Source organism: Psychrobacillus glaciei, assembly GCF_008973485.1.
Taxonomy (GTDB): domain Bacteria; phylum Bacillota; class Bacilli; order Bacillales_A; family Planococcaceae; genus Psychrobacillus; species Psychrobacillus glaciei.
The window spans coordinates 3,242,346-3,257,040 of the sequence record NZ_CP031223.1 but is presented as its reverse complement, the minus strand read 5'-3'; the positions used below and the strand labels follow the sequence as shown (position 1 = coordinate 3,257,040).

Here is a 14,695-nt window from a genome sequence, read left to right as displayed (position 1 = left end):
GAGTCAATAAAAATGATCAATATTTATGATGATATTAATAAGTTAGAAGCAACACTACGCCAAACGAATGAATTTTCTCATGTAAAAGCTGCTGTTGAATCTGTCAAAGTAGATGAAGAGGCATTAGCATTATTCCAAAGCTTCCGTAAAATTCAATTATCCCTTCAAGAAAAGCAGATGAAAGGCGAAGAAATTTCTGGTGAAGAAATAGAATATGCACAAAAAACTGCTCAGCTTGCTCAAGGAAATGAGAAAATTTCACAAATGCTTCAAGCTGAAATGGCTCTAAGTCAAATAATTGAAGAAGTAAATCGTGTGTTAATTAAACCAGTGCAAGAACTATATGAAGGCATATAAATAATGAAGGATCTCTCACATTTGATTGTGAGAGATTTTTTTATTTAGAAGGAAAATTATAGAGGATGGCGAATACATAAAGAATGAATGATGATTCACTTGGAGAGGAGAAATAGAAATGTATAAAACTTTACTGCTAGAAAAAGAAGAACGTGTGGCAACACTAACATTAAATCGTCCAGATGCAATGAATTCAATGAATGAAGTGATGATGAAAGAACTTGCGGATTGTTTGGAGTCTATTAAGAATGACAATTCCATTCAAGTCCTTCTGTTAAAAGGAGAGGGGCGCGCATTTTCTGCTGGTGGAGATATTAAGGCAATGATGGATACAGAAAATCCATTTCATATGGAAGATGTCATGGTAGAACTAGGTAGAATTGCGAAGACATTATATTCTCTACCTCAAATTACGATTGCTTCTGTTCACGGAGCAGCGGCAGGACTGGGACTTAGCATCGTCCTTGGATGCGATATAGTTATCGCAGAAGAAAATAGCAAGCTTGCAATGAATTTTATTGGAATTGGGCTTGTCCCTGACGGAGGTGGTCATTTCTTCTTAAAGGAAAGAATAGGTATCCCAAAAGCAAAACAACTAATATGGGAAGGTGAAATATTTAAAGGGGTAGAAGCAAAAGCAATAGGATTAGTGGATGTAATTGCATCGGATGGATTAGGTTGGGTAACGGCTCGGTCTTACGCACAAAGATTATTAGAATCTCCTCTTGCTGCAATGATTGCTACAAAAGAAATTTTACATGCTACTCAAATAAAAGAATTAGAATGGATGTTGGAAAAAGAAGCGCTTAAACAAACAGCAATGCGTCAAACATCAGATCATTTAGAAGGAATTAATGCCTTCGTTGAAAAGCGTAAGCCTGAGTTTAGAGGAGAGTAAGAAATTGGGGGAGATCAATGGTTGCTGATCTCCTCTTTTTAATTGTTGATTGGGATAAATTAGAGATTAGTTGGAAAAACGAATCTTTAGTTGGAAAACTCATAAGTCGAAGTAAATTCAGTGATATTATTTTTCAAAATTGTCATTTAGACTGTAACAATAAGCCTATTAGAACGTTTTAAGTAGGAAGGGAGGTAGAAAGTTGAAGAAAACCAGGCACGACGAGTTAGAAGCAGTGTATTTAGCTTTCGCCAAGCCTCTCTACTTTTATTTATTGAAATTAACTGGCTCCGACATAATGGCGGAAGAGCTTGTGCAAGAAACGTTTTATAGAGCAACTTTATCATTGGATTTATATGAAGGTAGGCAAGTAAAAACCTGGTTGTTTAAAGTAGCACGCAATGCATATATGGATGAATGGCGCAAAAGAAGGCGGTGGGGGTGGATTCCTTTCTATAATCATCTCTCCAATTCTACCGATTTTATTAGTCCTTATGGTGTTCCAGAGGATGGATTACTCGTAAAGGAGGTTGCAGATGAAGTAAAAAATATATTGGAACTGCTCCCTGAAAATTATCGAACCATTCTTTATTTGAGAGAGTATGAACAATTTACATATGAAGAACTTGCCAAAACGTTGGATATTTCTTTAGATCAAGTAAAAGTGAATTTGTACCGTGCGAGGCAACGTTTTAAACAGTTAGCAGAGAAGTTAGGAAAAGATTTTGAAAGAGGTGACAGATATGATGTGGAATGAAGAGAAGGCAGAAAAAATTATTGAAAAATATAAAAATCGGTTTTCTTTAAGATTAACTTTTAAGATAATACGTGTGACTGTTGCTATTTTCCTTTTATATTCTATATATATGATTTTACTGTCCATTTTATATGAAGCTAGCAATATTGGTGAGCGAACTGAATATTATCAAAAGCTGGCAATTGATTGGACTAGTCCGGATTTATCTATTGGAGCTGCACGGAGTTCCTCCAATGAAATTACACCGTTTTTAACACAGAAAATAGAGTTTCCACTTGAAAAAAGAATAGGTAGCGAAGATTATGTTGTTTCACAATTAAAATTGAGAAAAACATTTATTACTGCATTTACACATGTAGAAATAGAGAAAAGTTATCCATACAATTCAATGAAGCGAGGATTTTATTTTGATTTACCTTATCATCCGAACTATGGTAGTAAATTAGATGGAAGTGACTATCCTGGTACTTGGAATACTTTGGAGAAAATTGATGAGGGAAATGTAGCTGAGTTGGCATTTTCAACAGAAGAGTATTACTCTCCAAAAGAAATAGTGCAGCTCTTATCTCCATACGATCTAGATATCGTTTGGATGCCTTTATATATGGGGGAAATGAAGAAATTCACTGAAGGGGGTTGGGGTGGAGGCGGTAATTCAATGAGTTTATACCCATCCTGGGGATTGTCAGGGGCAAGGATTACTGATGCTGATTTTAATAGTAACTCTTTAGTGACAAAGTTGGATGTAAATTCTGTAGAAGAAAGTCAACAAGCAATGCTCGACAATATGCAAATGATGCTCAAAGGGAATAAAAAACTAGCGGAAGTATTGCTAGATACAAGTCACCTACAAGAAAGATACCACTATTTAAATGAAGAAGGATTCCAAGCTTATGGAGCAGTTGTAACTGGCCCTGTAAAAGAGTTATTGAAATTAAAAGAATTAAAGGAAATTCGTAGTGTTCAATTGGGAGAAATCACTTATTGGAACTGGAATGAATAGAGGAATTTAAAGTTTCAGCACGTAGTATGTAACGGCCATTCATAGAAAACGGTCGTTTTTTATGGAGAAAATATCCTTTTTCAACTATTTACGCGATTATTCCAACTAAAATTATTTCTTCCTAAAAACAATCTAAAAAGGGGCTAAAACCAATGTGGTTTTAGCCCCTTTACAAATTTAAACGTGAAATAACACAAGTTTTCCTGAACTATTTACTAAACGATGGGTTGTTTCAAGTAAACCTTTTTCTTCAATTGCCGTTTCGCCTTTTTTCTTTGCTTCGTCATCATTTTCAAATGACCAAGTCTCTTCCACAATCAGCTTCCCAGTTGGTTCAAATGCAGTAAATTTATATGTTTTCAAGAATTAACACCCCTTTATTATTCTTATAAATATTATACATCAAAAAAGACAAAAGAAAATGTAAAGCAAGCTTGACAATAAAATTGGAAGTAAAGTATACTTTACGTGAAGCTAGCTTTACAAAAAGGAATGATACTGCATGAAAAATTTTGTCCGAGAGAAGAGAATAGGGTTTGGGATGACACAAGATGAACTATCAGAAAAGCTAGGTGTATCTAGACAAACCATTATTTCATTAGAAAAAGGAAAGTATAATCCATCAATCACCCTGGCTTTTAAACTTTCAAAACTGTTCCAATGTTCCATTGAGGATTTATTCATTTTTGAGGAGGAAGATAAGCATGTTTGAAGATTTTGACCTTTTAACCTTATTTCTAGGATTACCCCTTGGAATTATCACGATGATGATTGTATTCTTTATTATGCGTAAATTTGGTAAGAAAAAACGTTGGTTTGATGAGCGCTATACGAAGATGAATGAAAAAGCACGATCGATTTCCTGGATCTTCACTACGTTTGCTATCCTAATCGCGTGGATGATTATCACTGTTATCGAAGGACCAGGATTATCATTCTTTATAATGACGGGGATTTGGCTTATTCATATGGTTTCTTACTCAATAGGGGCAATTGTTTCGAATCAAGGTAACTAATTTAGTGGTGATGTAATGTGAATAATACAAAATGGGCATTAATAACTTCCATAAGTTAACTAATTGGAATTCCCTTAATATTTTTGAGTATTTCGTTGGTTACAGGTCATTGGAAATATCTAATTTTTAGTATTCCACCTTCTTTTACGGCAGGATTTACTGGGTTAATATTAACGGTTAGACAAATAAAATTAGAACAAAGATTATATAAATAAAGCTTTGTTTCAATGGAAAATTATAAATATTACTAACCCTCTATAAAGATTGTGCATATTCATTTGTCTACAGTCTTTTCTTTATGATAAAATAAGAACAAATATTCGTTTTTTGAGAGGTGTATGGAATGACAAAAATTCGTTTTCTTCATATTGCAGATTTGCATTTAGACAGTCCATTTAAAGGGATTTCCGCTATTCCGCAAAATAGGTGGAAGGATATACGGGAAAGTACATTCCAAGCTTTTACAAATGTAATAGACTATGCCATTGAAAGCAAACCTGATTTTATCTTGATTGTCGGTGATATTTACGATGGAGAGAATAGGAGCTTACGCGCGCAGCATTTATTTCAAAAAGGGATGGAAGCTTTACAGACAGAGGGAATTTCTGTTTTTATTAGCTACGGCAACCATGATCACTTAAGTGGAAATTGGGTGAGATTTCAGCTTCCTAATAATGTGCAAGTATTTCAAGAAGAAGTGGAAACAAAGAGACTTACCGTCAAAGGAAATACAGTCCATATAACTGGATTCAGCTATAAGGAGCGGCATGTTCGTGAAGCAATGCATTCGTTTTATCCAGTAGCTAATGGACAAGATATTCACATCGGCATGCTACATGGTAGTGTAGAAGGAAATGACGAACATAGTGTCTATGCACCGTTTCGAAAAAGTGATTTGATCGATAAAGGGTATGATTATTGGGCACTAGGACATATTCATAAACGTCAAATTTTACACGATGAGCCTCCCATTATTTATCCAGGTAATACACAAAGTAGGCATAGAAATGAAAGTGGGCTGAAAGGATTTTACGAAGTTTCTTTAACAAAAGGACATGTAGATCTACAATTTATACCTTCCTCCGCTTTTATCTACGATAAAATCGAAGTGTCCTGTGAAGGAATAATCCATGCAAATGAATTAATTACTCGAATAGAAGAATCCCTGAAAATGTACAGTGAATCTAATGGCAACGCAATAATAGAATTGACACTCACAAATATAGAAAATGATGCAGAAGAACTTTTACAAGCGTCGACGAAGGAAGAGTGGCTTTCGATTATTCAAGAGAGTCTCAGTGCAGAAAATCATTTTGCCATCGTTCAACAGCTAAAATTTGACTTGCCAAAAGAAACAATAAAAGAAGCGGAAATGATTATGCAGATGATAGAAGAGTGGAGCACCTCCAATTGGAAGCATGCTTTAAAGGAACTATATCAGCATCCAAAAGGGAGTAGGTATCTGGATCCAATCGAAAAAGAATTTATCAAAGAAACGATACAGGAAGTGGACCAGTTACTGACCAAGGTTGTAACGCAAAGGAGGGAATAAACGATGAAAATAGAAAAACTCCATATATACGGCTTTGGAAAGCATGAAAACGTCCAAATAGATCTAAAATCAGGCATGAATGTCTTTTTTGGTGAAAATGAAGCTGGAAAATCTACTATTCAACAATTTATTTTGCATATCCTTTTTGGTTTTCCGCAAAAAAATGCACAATTATTAAGATATGAGCCTAAGAGTGGAGCAGTATATGGTGGTAAAGTTCAACTAATAGATGAAAAGATAGGACGCGTTGTAATTGAGCGTGTGAAAGGGAAAGCAAGTGGAGACGTGACTTTATATTTTGAAGATGGAACTCGTGGAGGAGAAAGAGAGTTAGATGGTCTACTACATTCCTATAATCGTGTAGATTTCGAAGCAATTTTTTCTTTCTCCTTGCTACAATTGCAAGGCTTTGAAAAAATGACCGAGGAAGAGCTCACGCGTACTTTACTTTCTTCTGGAACAACCGGAATGGATACATTGTCTAGCGTGGAGACTCAATTTGTAAAAGAAATGGGCGAGTTATTTAAGCCAAGTGGGAAAAAACCAATCATCAATCAAAAAATAGAGGAAATTAGGGCGATGGAGGAAGAATGGAAGTCCCGTTTAGCAGAAGTGGACAAATATGAACCTTCCACTAAACGATTGAAAGAAATCGAATTACTCTTAGAACAGACAAACAAACAAGAAAAAAATATTACGGCCGAAATTCACCGTTTTATGCAATGGAAGCAATTAAAACCGATCAAAGAAAAGCAAATAAGCATTTTAGCTGCTTTAGATAAAGTCCAACATCAAATCTTTCCTACCGATGGAATTCGACGATTTGAAAGTATAAAGGATAAAGAAATGAGTGTGAAAGCTGCAACGGAACAATTAAGTGACAATCTAGAGCAATTAACAAATAGTAATCCACTATTAACAGCAGATCAATTAAATTCTTTACACACCTTCTTAGCATATGAAACAGAATGGCATCAATTGAAAGCAAAAAGAGTACAAATAGAAGAGGAACATACAAAAACTTTGCAAAACCAAATGCAACAATTAGCACTTGTTGGTATCGACTGGGAAAAGAATCTAAACGACATTGTAAAAGCAGACATATCCATTCACCAAGAAGAAGAATTAGTGACGTTATTGAAAAAACAAGAAAAACTAGAAAGTGAATTGCTTCAAGAAAACAGATTGTATCAGCTGAAGTCTGAGGATCTTCTTTTGCACCAAGGACGGTTAAAAGAGATGAAACAGTCGAAACCATCCTCTTCTGGTAAAATTCCCTTTGTTTTTAGTGGTATCATTTTTCTATTAGGACTGATTTTAAGTTTTCTTCAATCTAATTGGTTAGTCGGGCTAACTTTTCTAATAATCAGTGTGCTTGTTTTTGCTGGGTTTTCTTTTGTTCTTAAAACCTCACATCAATCAAATGATATTAGAACATACGAAAGATTATTAGCAAAAGAACAACAAGCATTAGAAGCTCAAATTAGTCAGTTGGAGAATACTATAACTGCATTAGAATTGGAAAAGAAACAGATTGAACGGAATATGCAATCCTTTTTAAGCATCTATCATTTAAATAAACAGGTATCTCCGAATTTATTAAAAGAGTTATTTAGCCGACTACGTTTGATTCAAGAACAACAAACACAATTAGATCAAATGGATATAAATTTATACGAAGTAAGAAAAAAAATGCACGATCTTTTCGAGCAGGCAAAAAATATGGCCAACATTCCATTGATTGAAGATATGCTTTTTCACCAACTACGAGAATATTACTTGAGCGAAAAGAAAAAGCTAGATGAGAATGAGTCAATGAGCAAGAAAATAAAGGAGATTACGCTTAAACGAGAAGAAAATACATCTTTGCTTCAAGCATATGCTCGAAATATTCAAGAACTTTTCCAAGAAGCAAAAGTAGAATTAGAAAGTGATTTTTACACTGCATTCCATTTTTTTGAACAAAGACTTTCTTTAGAAAAAGAATTACACCAGATTCAAATCCAACTAGGAAACAAAGAAATAGCATTAGATGATTTTGACGAAGCATTTGAAAACGAAAGCAAAGAACAGCTACACGCAATCCAAAATAGTAGAAATGAATTAATGGAAGAAAAAGCATCTTTACACTATCAAACAAGTAAACTGTTAGTAGAAGATCAGCAAAGTGAGATTCTACAGAAGATGGAACAGAAGAAGTCAGAACTGCATGAATACGTAAAAAAATGGGCTGCCTACAAAACAGTCGTAGAAGCGATAAAACAAATGATGGTGCAATTAAAAGAAGAACGTCTTCCGGAAGTACTTGAAAAAGCACAAGCCCATTTTAGAATGCTGACGGGTGCTGCATATGAACGGCTAGTATTAACACCAGAAGGAATATTCGAAGCAATTAAAGCAAGTGGACAGCGTTTTAAGATTGCTGAACTCAGTCAAGCTACAAAAGAACAAGCTTATATTTCTCTTCGAATCGCACTTGCACAATCATTAAAAAATAAAGCTTCTTTTCCAATTATTATGGATGATCCATTTGTACATTTCGATCGTTTCCGCTTACAACAAGTGGTACAATTAATGCAGGAGCTACAAAAAGAAGAGCAACTACTTTATTTTTCATGTCATGATAATATGCAATATGTATGGGAAGATGCGCATATTTTACAAGTAGCGACATATTAGCCGGAAGTGGAGGAGATGTGAAATGAAAGGTATTACACAACTGCGAGTAGGAGATCCAGTCGATCAATTCTTACTGATTAAACAATCAACAAAAGGGGTTACTACGGTCGGGAAACCATTTATGTCTCTTGTCTTACAAGATAAAAGTGGCGATATTGAAGCGAAACTGTGGGATACAAATGATGAACACGAAAAGTTATTCGCTGCAAGCCAAATCGTTCGAGTTGGTGGAGAAATTCAAGACTATCGGGGGAAATTTCAACTTCGAGTAAAAAGTATTCGACCGGTCAAGTTGGAAGAATCGATTACAATAAATGATCTTGTTCCTTCTGCAGAGAAACCGAAAGAAGAATTGATGGAAGAGTTAATGCAGTATTTCTTTGAAATGAAAAATCCATTAATTCAACGAATTACTCGTCATTTATTAAAAAAACATCAAACGGCATTTATGACCTTTCCAGCTGCAACGAAAAATCACCATGATTATGCCTCTGGATTAATAGATCATGTTGTATCCATGTTGAAGCTTGGCAAAGCAATTAGTGATCTTTACCCAACACTCAATAAGGATCTATTATATGCAGGGATTATTTTGCATGATATAGGGAAGGTGTTAGAGCTTTCTGGTCCAGTAGCAACAACGTATACAATCGAAGGTAACTTACTAGGCCATATCACCATAATGGTAAATGAAATTTCGAAGGCAGCGGAAGAACTTCAAATTGAAGGCGAAGAGGTAATGCTTCTTCAACACATGGTACTTAGTCATCATGGAAAAGAAGAGTGGGGAAGTCCAAAACGTCCGATGGTTCGAGAAGCGGAAATTTTGCATTATATCGATAATATCGATGCAAAAATGAATATGCTAAATCGTGCATTAGATAAAACAAATCCTGGTGAGTTTTCAGAGCGCTTATTTGCATTAGAAAACCGCTCATTCTATAAACCAACTTTTGAATAACAAAAAAGCGTAATGAACTGACCTAGCGATATGAGACACATATAAAACACCTTTTTAGGCTGCCGCTATGCCAAATTCTTTTGGCGTAAGGTAGCCTAATTTTTCTTGGATCCGTTCTTCATTGTAATGACGAATATACTCGTCAATTCTTTGCACAACACTGACATTACTTAATGAATTAAACTTGGCTAGGCTAAACTCTTCTGTTTTTAAACTAGAATGAAAGGACTCAATTACTGCATTATCCCAACAGTTTCCACGTCTGGACATACTGCTAACTAAATGGTTTTCCTTCAAGGCATTTTGATAAGCATACGATGTATAGACACTTCCTTGATCAGAATGAACAATAACACCTTGGGGGTTTCCGCGAGCTATTAACGCTTCACGCAACGTATCCATGACTAACGGAGTCTGTTGGTGATTATAAAGCTTATAAGTGACAATTTCATTGTTATATAAATCCATGATCGTCGAAAGATATAATGTGACGCTACCATATTGAATATACGTAATATCCGTTACCCATTTTTCGTTCGGTTTACTAGCTATAAAGTTACGATTCAATACATTTGGGGCAATTACTACTGACTCACCTTGAGATTTCCATTTTCTTTTTTGCTTTACTTTGCATTGAAGATGAAACTTTTGCATGGTTTTCTGAACGGTATTGCGGTCTAATTTAATTCCATAATCTCTTTTCAATAACGCCTTTATTTTACGATGACCATTGCGGTATTTCGTTTTCTTGCATAGTTCGATGATTGCTTCTTCTGCTAAGGTTAAAATCTTCTCAACTTCTTCAGCTAACCAACGATAAAAGCTGGAACGTGGTATTTCTAAGGCTGATAAAATGACACTTACTGTATAGTTTTTCCGGAACTTTTCCACGATTTGAAGAACTATGTGTTTTTCAACTCCTTTATCATTTCCAAATACTTTTTTAGAATCTCATTCTCCATTTTTAAATGGTTCATCTGCGTATCTTTCTTCTCTTCTTCACTTTTAAAATCAGGCCCATGCCCAAACGTATATTGTTTCCCAATCGGTTGGTCAAAACGATGAATTTCATTCGCTCTATACCATCTCATCCATGTCTCAACTTGAGATTTATTCTTAATTCCGTATTTCTCCATAATTTCTTTCGTTGTTAGTTTACCACTCATTTTTTCTTTGACGACTGCCCATTTAATCTCGCTTGTATACACGTTTTTGCCCATGCAAAAACACCTCCGATTTAAGTACTTGTTTTAAGTGTACCATTACCGAAGGTGTTTTATATTGTCTCACTATTTTAGGTTAGTCCATAAGGGCTAATGACCCCTACGCTTTTTTTGTTTAAGAATATAATAGATTTAACGATTCTATACGCTAGAGCAAAGCTTGATACTTGCGCTATGTTTGCGTACGAATTATTTTGAGCTATCCGTTGTATCCGTATCTGTATCAGTGTCAGCATCTGTTTCTTTTGGAGTATCAGCAGATTTTAAAATGCTGTCAAGTGCAGTTTTTAAGTCTTCATCTTTAATCTTGATATCAGCGTCTTTCATCATTTTTGCTACTTTTGGTAATAGCGTTGATTTATCCGCTTTTTCAAGTTTTAATTGTTTCTCAAGTTCAGCTTTTTTATCTTCAAATGATTCTTTAATCGTGCGTGTATCAGTTACTTCAATAATATGATAACCGTAATCAGTTTTTACTGGATCACTAAATACGTTTTTCTTTAACTTAAATGCTACATCTTCGAATTCTGGAACCATTTGTCCTTTAGCAAACCAACCTAATTCCCCACCAGTTGTTTGAGCTGCTTCTTCTGTCGAATATTTCTTTGCAACTTCTGCAAAGTCTTTACCTGATTCAAGCTCAGCTTTCACTTTTTTAGCTGTTGCTTCATCTTTTACTAAAACGTGACGAGCATTAATTTCATCTTTAATCTTATCATATGCAGCTTTCACTTCATCATCTGATACTTTAATATCTTCAGTTAAAGCTTTTTCTTGCAATAAGTTAAGTTTTAAATATTTTTTGTAAGATTCTTCTGTATAGCCTTGTTGTGCAATCATTGCTTCGAAGTTGTCGCCTAATTTCTCTTTATCAGCTTTTAATTCTGCATCCACTTCTTCTTTTGACACTTTATACTTCGAGTCAAGTACCTTTTCAATCATTAGAAGTTGAAATGCTTGATCACCAATCGATGATTTCATTTCTTGGTATAAGTCATTTTGCGTGATGTCTCCAACTTTAGAGGTAGCGATAATGTCACTGCTATTTGCAGAATTACTACATGCTCCTAAAGCAAGAACGGATGCTGCAAGTGTGAATGTTAATACTGTTTTTTTCATGAAATTCTCTCCTAACTTCTTCGTGCTGCAGTAGTTACTATAACATAAACGAAATAAAAATAAAAATGGTTCCCATTCATTTGCCTACCGAGTTTTTAAAATAACGCATAGGATACATTGAAAAGGAGGTGTTTTAAATGGGTGGAGCATATGGCGGCGGCGGCGGTTACGGAGCTAACGGTTTTGCATTGTTGGTAGTTTTATTTATTTTACTAGTCATTGTAGGAGCAGCGTTTATCTACTAATAGAAGGGGCGGACTAAGATCGTACACGCGATCTTGGTTCTTCTTTTCCTCCTCGTATTATCAAAAGAAATGACCCATCATCATCTACATGATTTGGGTCAATTTTTTACATCGTAACTGTCCAAGAACTCAAAGCAATTAAAGCTGTTCTTAAACTGTATAAACTAATTCCACATAGAAACTAACTAGAAGAATCGTAATTAATATGTTAATTGTACGAAAAATCTTAGGATGTTTTTCTTCTGGAATTTCTTTTGACATTACTAATGCTAATGTCATTCGATTAATTTGTAGCAAATAAAATGCTGAGAATAGAATCATCGTAAATATAATCATGTCTAGACTCCCTTCATATACTAGTAAGCATATCAAAGAAGTAATATAGTTTACAAGTAGTATATATTGTTAAGGATGAGTTGGAGCAATTAATATTTCATAACCCGCATCTGTTTCTTCAATAAGTGCTTGTTTTGGTGACTTACTTAAATTTTTCACATAGATCAAGTCTATTAAACAAATTCCACAATGATAAGCTAACAAGATTGTAAAGTAATGAGCAAATATTGGTGCTAATATTGCTGCAGTAACAAGGGCTATATTGATAAAAATAAATGGAGCTAATAATGAAAAAACAAATCTATTTTTATTAATTGGTTCAATTACACGCAATTGGAAGATCGGCAAAATGCCATATCTTTTCTCCGTTATAAATCTTACTTTATCTCTGTATCGAAAAAGTGGGATAAAGTGTATTAATTTATGAAGTGGATAAATACATAAAAATGATAAGACAAATATCCAAAAATAATCGTCTGATTTAGTTGTATTATTGATAATTCCTAATAGAGCATATACGAATGAAAAAACGATAATTACAAGAAGAGAGGACAAAAGAAATAATCGGTCCAAACCGTATTGTTTCTTTACATTAATTGTTTTCCAGCAGTGCAAGTGTAAGCATCTCCTATACGTTGTTGGGTATCTATCAGATACATACAATACGATGTTTGCAAGGAAAAAGCAATACATAAAATATTAAAAAATGAGAGAGTGCTTTCAATTCACTGATAATCCTTGTTTTTCGCAAATGTTTCATCAATATTTTTAATGGAACGTTCAAATATTTCCATAAAGTCGTCACCATAAATATTCCGAATGACTGCCATCACGTCTAAAAATTCTGGAAATTTACCATATAGCTCTTTCATTGGAACAGAACCCTCAATTACGGAATGAGGTGTGTCGTGATAGTTTTCATACATATCTTCCAACAATAGTTTTCCTTTAGCTGTTACATTTACGTAAGTGTTGCGCTTATCTGATTCTCTTTTAGAAAAAGAAAGCAACCCACGGTCCTCTAGTTTTTTTGAAAAATTAAATGCAGTAGAAACATGCATAACTCCGAACTTTGCAATTTCAGAAATAGTTGCACCCTCTAAATGATAAGATATCCATAAAATATGATGTTCATTAATATTCAAGTCATAAGGTTTTATCCATACTTGCCAATCCTTTTCTACTGCTTTCCATAGCGCTTTTGAAAGCTGCGCAATACGCTGACTATACAGCATGGCTTCTTTCATCGTATAGGATCGTTCTGACATGATTATCCCTTCTTTCCGCATTATTTTCTTTCGAATATTATAGCAAGAAAGTAAGTAAGTTGAAACAGAATAAAATATTATTTATTACATAATAAAAAAGAGGTAATGCATTAATCAAGTTCGACTAAGTGCATACCTCTTTTTTAAAATTTAGGGGAAGTAGGGACTATTATTTTTAAGGAACAATATCACGTATGTTGATTACCTACTTTTTTACATAAAGTACATGTAAGAAAGGCGATAAAAACTTATAATAATTTGTTTGTTTTCAGTTCGGTATGGATGATGGGTACAATTTTGGGGACTTCGATGTTTTTTATTGAGCGCAGTATAGATATATTGCGTCTTAGTGACCGCCAGGATTTCCGCTCTAGGTGGACGCTTTCCGAGGGGGGAGCGATGAGCCAGCACCGTCGCATGTGCGCCGTTTGTGCTGTCTCATCTGTCTCCCTGATCCCTTCGGAGTCGCCACCTGCCGCTGCAATCCAGCATATTTGCTAACTATTCACTTATTAATCTTAACTATATTATCTAAAATAAAATCCAATAAATGGTTGGACGAGTCAAATCACGGGGAGAATGCCACTACTTTCTCTTAATAAAGCCTTAACTTTGCATTAAATTATATGTCTTCATTGAAAATATTCCGTATGTTGCGCATTATTTATTAGGTGATAATATCCGGATTAGTAGAGTGGATAATTTTGCGCAATACTACTGAATAGTTAATATGTTTCTTCTGGGTTGGAGCGAAAGGGTGGCGACTCCTACCGGAGGCCAACAGGATGTTGGTCACGAAGGTGTTGCCACACGATGTGGCGCTTCTAGCCTTTCGACCCTCTGTGAGCAAATGAGCCTTCACAACGAACGCGTAGCGGCGGTGAAGGCTCATCGCTCACCCGGTGGAAAGCGTCCGCCCTGCAGCGGAAATCCCAGCGGCAACTTTCTTACGACGTAATATATCTACAATGCGTTCTTTGTCCGCTTTAATACTAGCGATGCTAGTTTATATAGATGCAGCATAGATAAAAGTTAAGCGGTAATTTACTGGTCGTTTTGTTTAATCAACAGAACTGTAAGAAAGCATCTTATCTCTCATTATCTAAACTAATGAATCAAGTCTTTACATATTCCAAGAGGGAGCTGGAAAAACACCCGCCACAACATTACCGAAAAAAGTGGATGGAGGAGTGACGCGGTCACTTCTCCATCCACTAAAATTCCCACGGTACCAGTGTAACCAATGTTTCGTCCAAAGCACTCTGGAAGCGGTGAATACCA

General features: G+C 35.1%; 16 protein-coding genes. 10 read left to right on the top strand and 6 right to left on the bottom strand.

Features of this window, described 5'->3' with window-relative positions; all coding sequences use genetic code 11:
- Positions 1 to 12: 12 nt before the first annotated feature.
- The 4 genes from PB01_RS15405 (at position 13) to PB01_RS15390 (ending at position 3,015) form a co-directional block, all read left to right on the top strand.
- Entirely contained in the window at positions 13 to 357 is a 345-nt protein-coding gene (locus PB01_RS15405; RefSeq protein ID WP_151701017.1) for a YlbF family regulator, read from the top strand.
- A 118-nt stretch (positions 358 to 475) separates the two neighbouring features.
- Positions 476 to 1,255 (top strand): enoyl-CoA hydratase, encoded by a 780-nt coding sequence (locus PB01_RS15400; protein ID WP_151701016.1) that lies wholly within the window; start codon positions 476 to 478, stop codon positions 1,253 to 1,255.
- A gap of 202 nt (positions 1,256 to 1,457) precedes the next feature.
- Complete coding sequence (locus PB01_RS15395; protein ID WP_151701015.1) at positions 1,458 to 2,012, top strand: sigma-70 family RNA polymerase sigma factor; 555 nt, start codon at positions 1,458 to 1,460, stop codon at positions 2,010 to 2,012.
- Positions 1,999 to 3,015, top strand: coding sequence for an anti sigma factor C-terminal domain-containing protein (locus tag PB01_RS15390; RefSeq protein WP_151701014.1), 1,017 nt, complete (start codon positions 1,999 to 2,001; stop codon positions 3,013 to 3,015). The genes PB01_RS15395 and PB01_RS15390 overlap by 14 nt, the downstream gene beginning before the upstream one ends.
- A 177-nt stretch (positions 3,016 to 3,192) precedes the next feature.
- Here PB01_RS15390 and PB01_RS15385 read toward each other — a convergent pair whose 3' ends face one another.
- Positions 3,193 to 3,378 carry a YhzD family protein gene (locus PB01_RS15385; protein WP_151701013.1) on the bottom strand — a complete coding sequence of 62 codons (186 nt, stop codon included), beginning with the start codon at positions 3,376 to 3,378 and terminating at the stop codon, positions 3,193 to 3,195.
- A 139-nt stretch (positions 3,379 to 3,517) separates the two neighbouring features.
- On the opposite strand from PB01_RS15385, the gene PB01_RS15380 reads away from it, so the two are divergent.
- The 5 genes from PB01_RS15380 (at position 3,518) to yhaM (ending at position 9,223) form a co-directional block, all read left to right on the top strand.
- Complete coding sequence (locus tag PB01_RS15380) at positions 3,518 to 3,727, top strand: helix-turn-helix transcriptional regulator (protein ID WP_151701012.1); 210 nt, start codon at positions 3,518 to 3,520, stop codon at positions 3,725 to 3,727.
- Positions 3,720 to 4,031 carry a hypothetical protein gene (locus PB01_RS15375; RefSeq protein ID WP_151701011.1) on the top strand — a complete coding sequence of 104 codons (312 nt, stop codon included), beginning with the start codon at positions 3,720 to 3,722 and terminating at the stop codon, positions 4,029 to 4,031. Before PB01_RS15380 ends, PB01_RS15375 begins: the two co-directional genes overlap by 8 nt.
- 343 nt (positions 4,032 to 4,374) lie before the next feature.
- Positions 4,375 to 5,583, top strand: coding sequence for a metallophosphoesterase family protein (locus tag PB01_RS15365; protein ID WP_151701010.1), 1,209 nt, complete (start codon positions 4,375 to 4,377; stop codon positions 5,581 to 5,583).
- A gap of 3 nt (positions 5,584 to 5,586) precedes the next feature.
- Entirely contained in the window at positions 5,587 to 8,262 is a 2,676-nt protein-coding gene (locus PB01_RS15360) for an ATP-binding protein (protein ID WP_151701009.1), read from the top strand.
- 22 nt (positions 8,263 to 8,284) lie between these two features.
- The gene (gene yhaM / locus PB01_RS15355) at positions 8,285 to 9,223 is read left to right on the top strand and encodes a 3'-5' exoribonuclease YhaM (protein ID WP_151701008.1); all 939 of its coding nucleotides are present in this window, start codon (positions 8,285 to 8,287) and stop codon (positions 9,221 to 9,223) included.
- A 54-nt stretch (positions 9,224 to 9,277) separates the two neighbouring features.
- Here the strand turns inward: yhaM and PB01_RS15350 are convergent.
- A protein-coding gene (locus tag PB01_RS15350; protein WP_151701007.1) for an IS3 family transposase occupies positions 9,278 to 10,443 on the bottom strand; the annotation gives its coding sequence in 2 pieces (ribosomal slippage) (positions 9,278 to 10,167 and positions 10,167 to 10,443; 1,167 coding nt in all).
- 192 nt (positions 10,444 to 10,635) lie between these two features.
- Positions 10,636 to 11,565, bottom strand: coding sequence for a peptidylprolyl isomerase (locus PB01_RS15345; protein ID WP_151701006.1), 930 nt, complete (start codon positions 11,563 to 11,565; stop codon positions 10,636 to 10,638).
- A gap of 137 nt (positions 11,566 to 11,702) precedes the next feature.
- Here PB01_RS15345 and PB01_RS15340 point away from each other — a divergent pair, with 137 nt between their 5' ends.
- Entirely contained in the window at positions 11,703 to 11,810 is a 108-nt protein-coding gene (locus tag PB01_RS15340) for a YjcZ family sporulation protein (protein ID WP_151701005.1), read from the top strand.
- Positions 11,811 to 11,960: 150 nt separating this feature from the next.
- Here PB01_RS15340 and PB01_RS15335 read toward each other — a convergent pair whose 3' ends face one another.
- From PB01_RS15335 to PB01_RS15325, 3 genes are all read right to left on the bottom strand, one after another.
- Positions 11,961 to 12,146, bottom strand: coding sequence for a hypothetical protein (locus tag PB01_RS15335; RefSeq protein ID WP_151701004.1), 186 nt, complete (start codon positions 12,144 to 12,146; stop codon positions 11,961 to 11,963).
- Positions 12,147 to 12,215: 69 nt separating this feature from the next.
- Positions 12,216 to 12,761 (bottom strand): DUF3267 domain-containing protein, encoded by a 546-nt coding sequence (locus PB01_RS15330; protein ID WP_151701003.1) that lies wholly within the window; start codon positions 12,759 to 12,761, stop codon positions 12,216 to 12,218.
- A gap of 110 nt (positions 12,762 to 12,871) precedes the next feature.
- Entirely contained in the window at positions 12,872 to 13,414 is a 543-nt protein-coding gene (locus PB01_RS15325; protein WP_151701002.1) for an HTH-type transcriptional regulator Hpr, read from the bottom strand.
- Between the last annotated feature and the right edge of the window lie 1,281 nt (positions 13,415 to 14,695).

Excerpts from the sequence above, each read along its gene's own strand:
- PB01_RS15405 (WP_151701017.1), top strand. The coding sequence starts at position 13 with ATGATCAATATTTATGATGATATTAATAAGTTAGAAGCAACACTACGC.
- PB01_RS15400 (WP_151701016.1), top strand. The coding sequence starts at position 476 with ATGTATAAAACTTTACTGCTAGAAAAAGAAGAACGTGTGGCAACACTA.
- PB01_RS15390 (WP_151701014.1), top strand. The coding sequence starts at position 1,999 with ATGATGTGGAATGAAGAGAAGGCAGAAAAAATTATTGAAAAATATAAA.
- PB01_RS15380 (WP_151701012.1), top strand. The coding sequence starts at position 3,518 with ATGAAAAATTTTGTCCGAGAGAAGAGAATAGGGTTTGGGATGACACAA.
- PB01_RS15375 (WP_151701011.1), top strand. The coding sequence starts at position 3,720 with ATGTTTGAAGATTTTGACCTTTTAACCTTATTTCTAGGATTACCCCTT.
- PB01_RS15365 (WP_151701010.1), top strand. The coding sequence starts at position 4,375 with ATGACAAAAATTCGTTTTCTTCATATTGCAGATTTGCATTTAGACAGT.
- PB01_RS15360 (WP_151701009.1), top strand. The coding sequence starts at position 5,587 with ATGAAAATAGAAAAACTCCATATATACGGCTTTGGAAAGCATGAAAAC.
- yhaM (WP_151701008.1), top strand. The coding sequence starts at position 8,285 with ATGAAAGGTATTACACAACTGCGAGTAGGAGATCCAGTCGATCAATTC.
- PB01_RS15345 (WP_151701006.1), bottom strand. The coding sequence starts at position 11,565 with ATGAAAAAAACAGTATTAACATTCACACTTGCAGCATCCGTTCTTGCT.
- PB01_RS15340 (WP_151701005.1), top strand. The coding sequence starts at position 11,703 with ATGGGTGGAGCATATGGCGGCGGCGGCGGTTACGGAGCTAACGGTTTT.
- PB01_RS15335 (WP_151701004.1), bottom strand. The coding sequence starts at position 12,146 with ATGATTATATTTACGATGATTCTATTCTCAGCATTTTATTTGCTACAA.
- PB01_RS15325 (WP_151701002.1), bottom strand. The coding sequence starts at position 13,414 with ATGTCAGAACGATCCTATACGATGAAAGAAGCCATGCTGTATAGTCAG.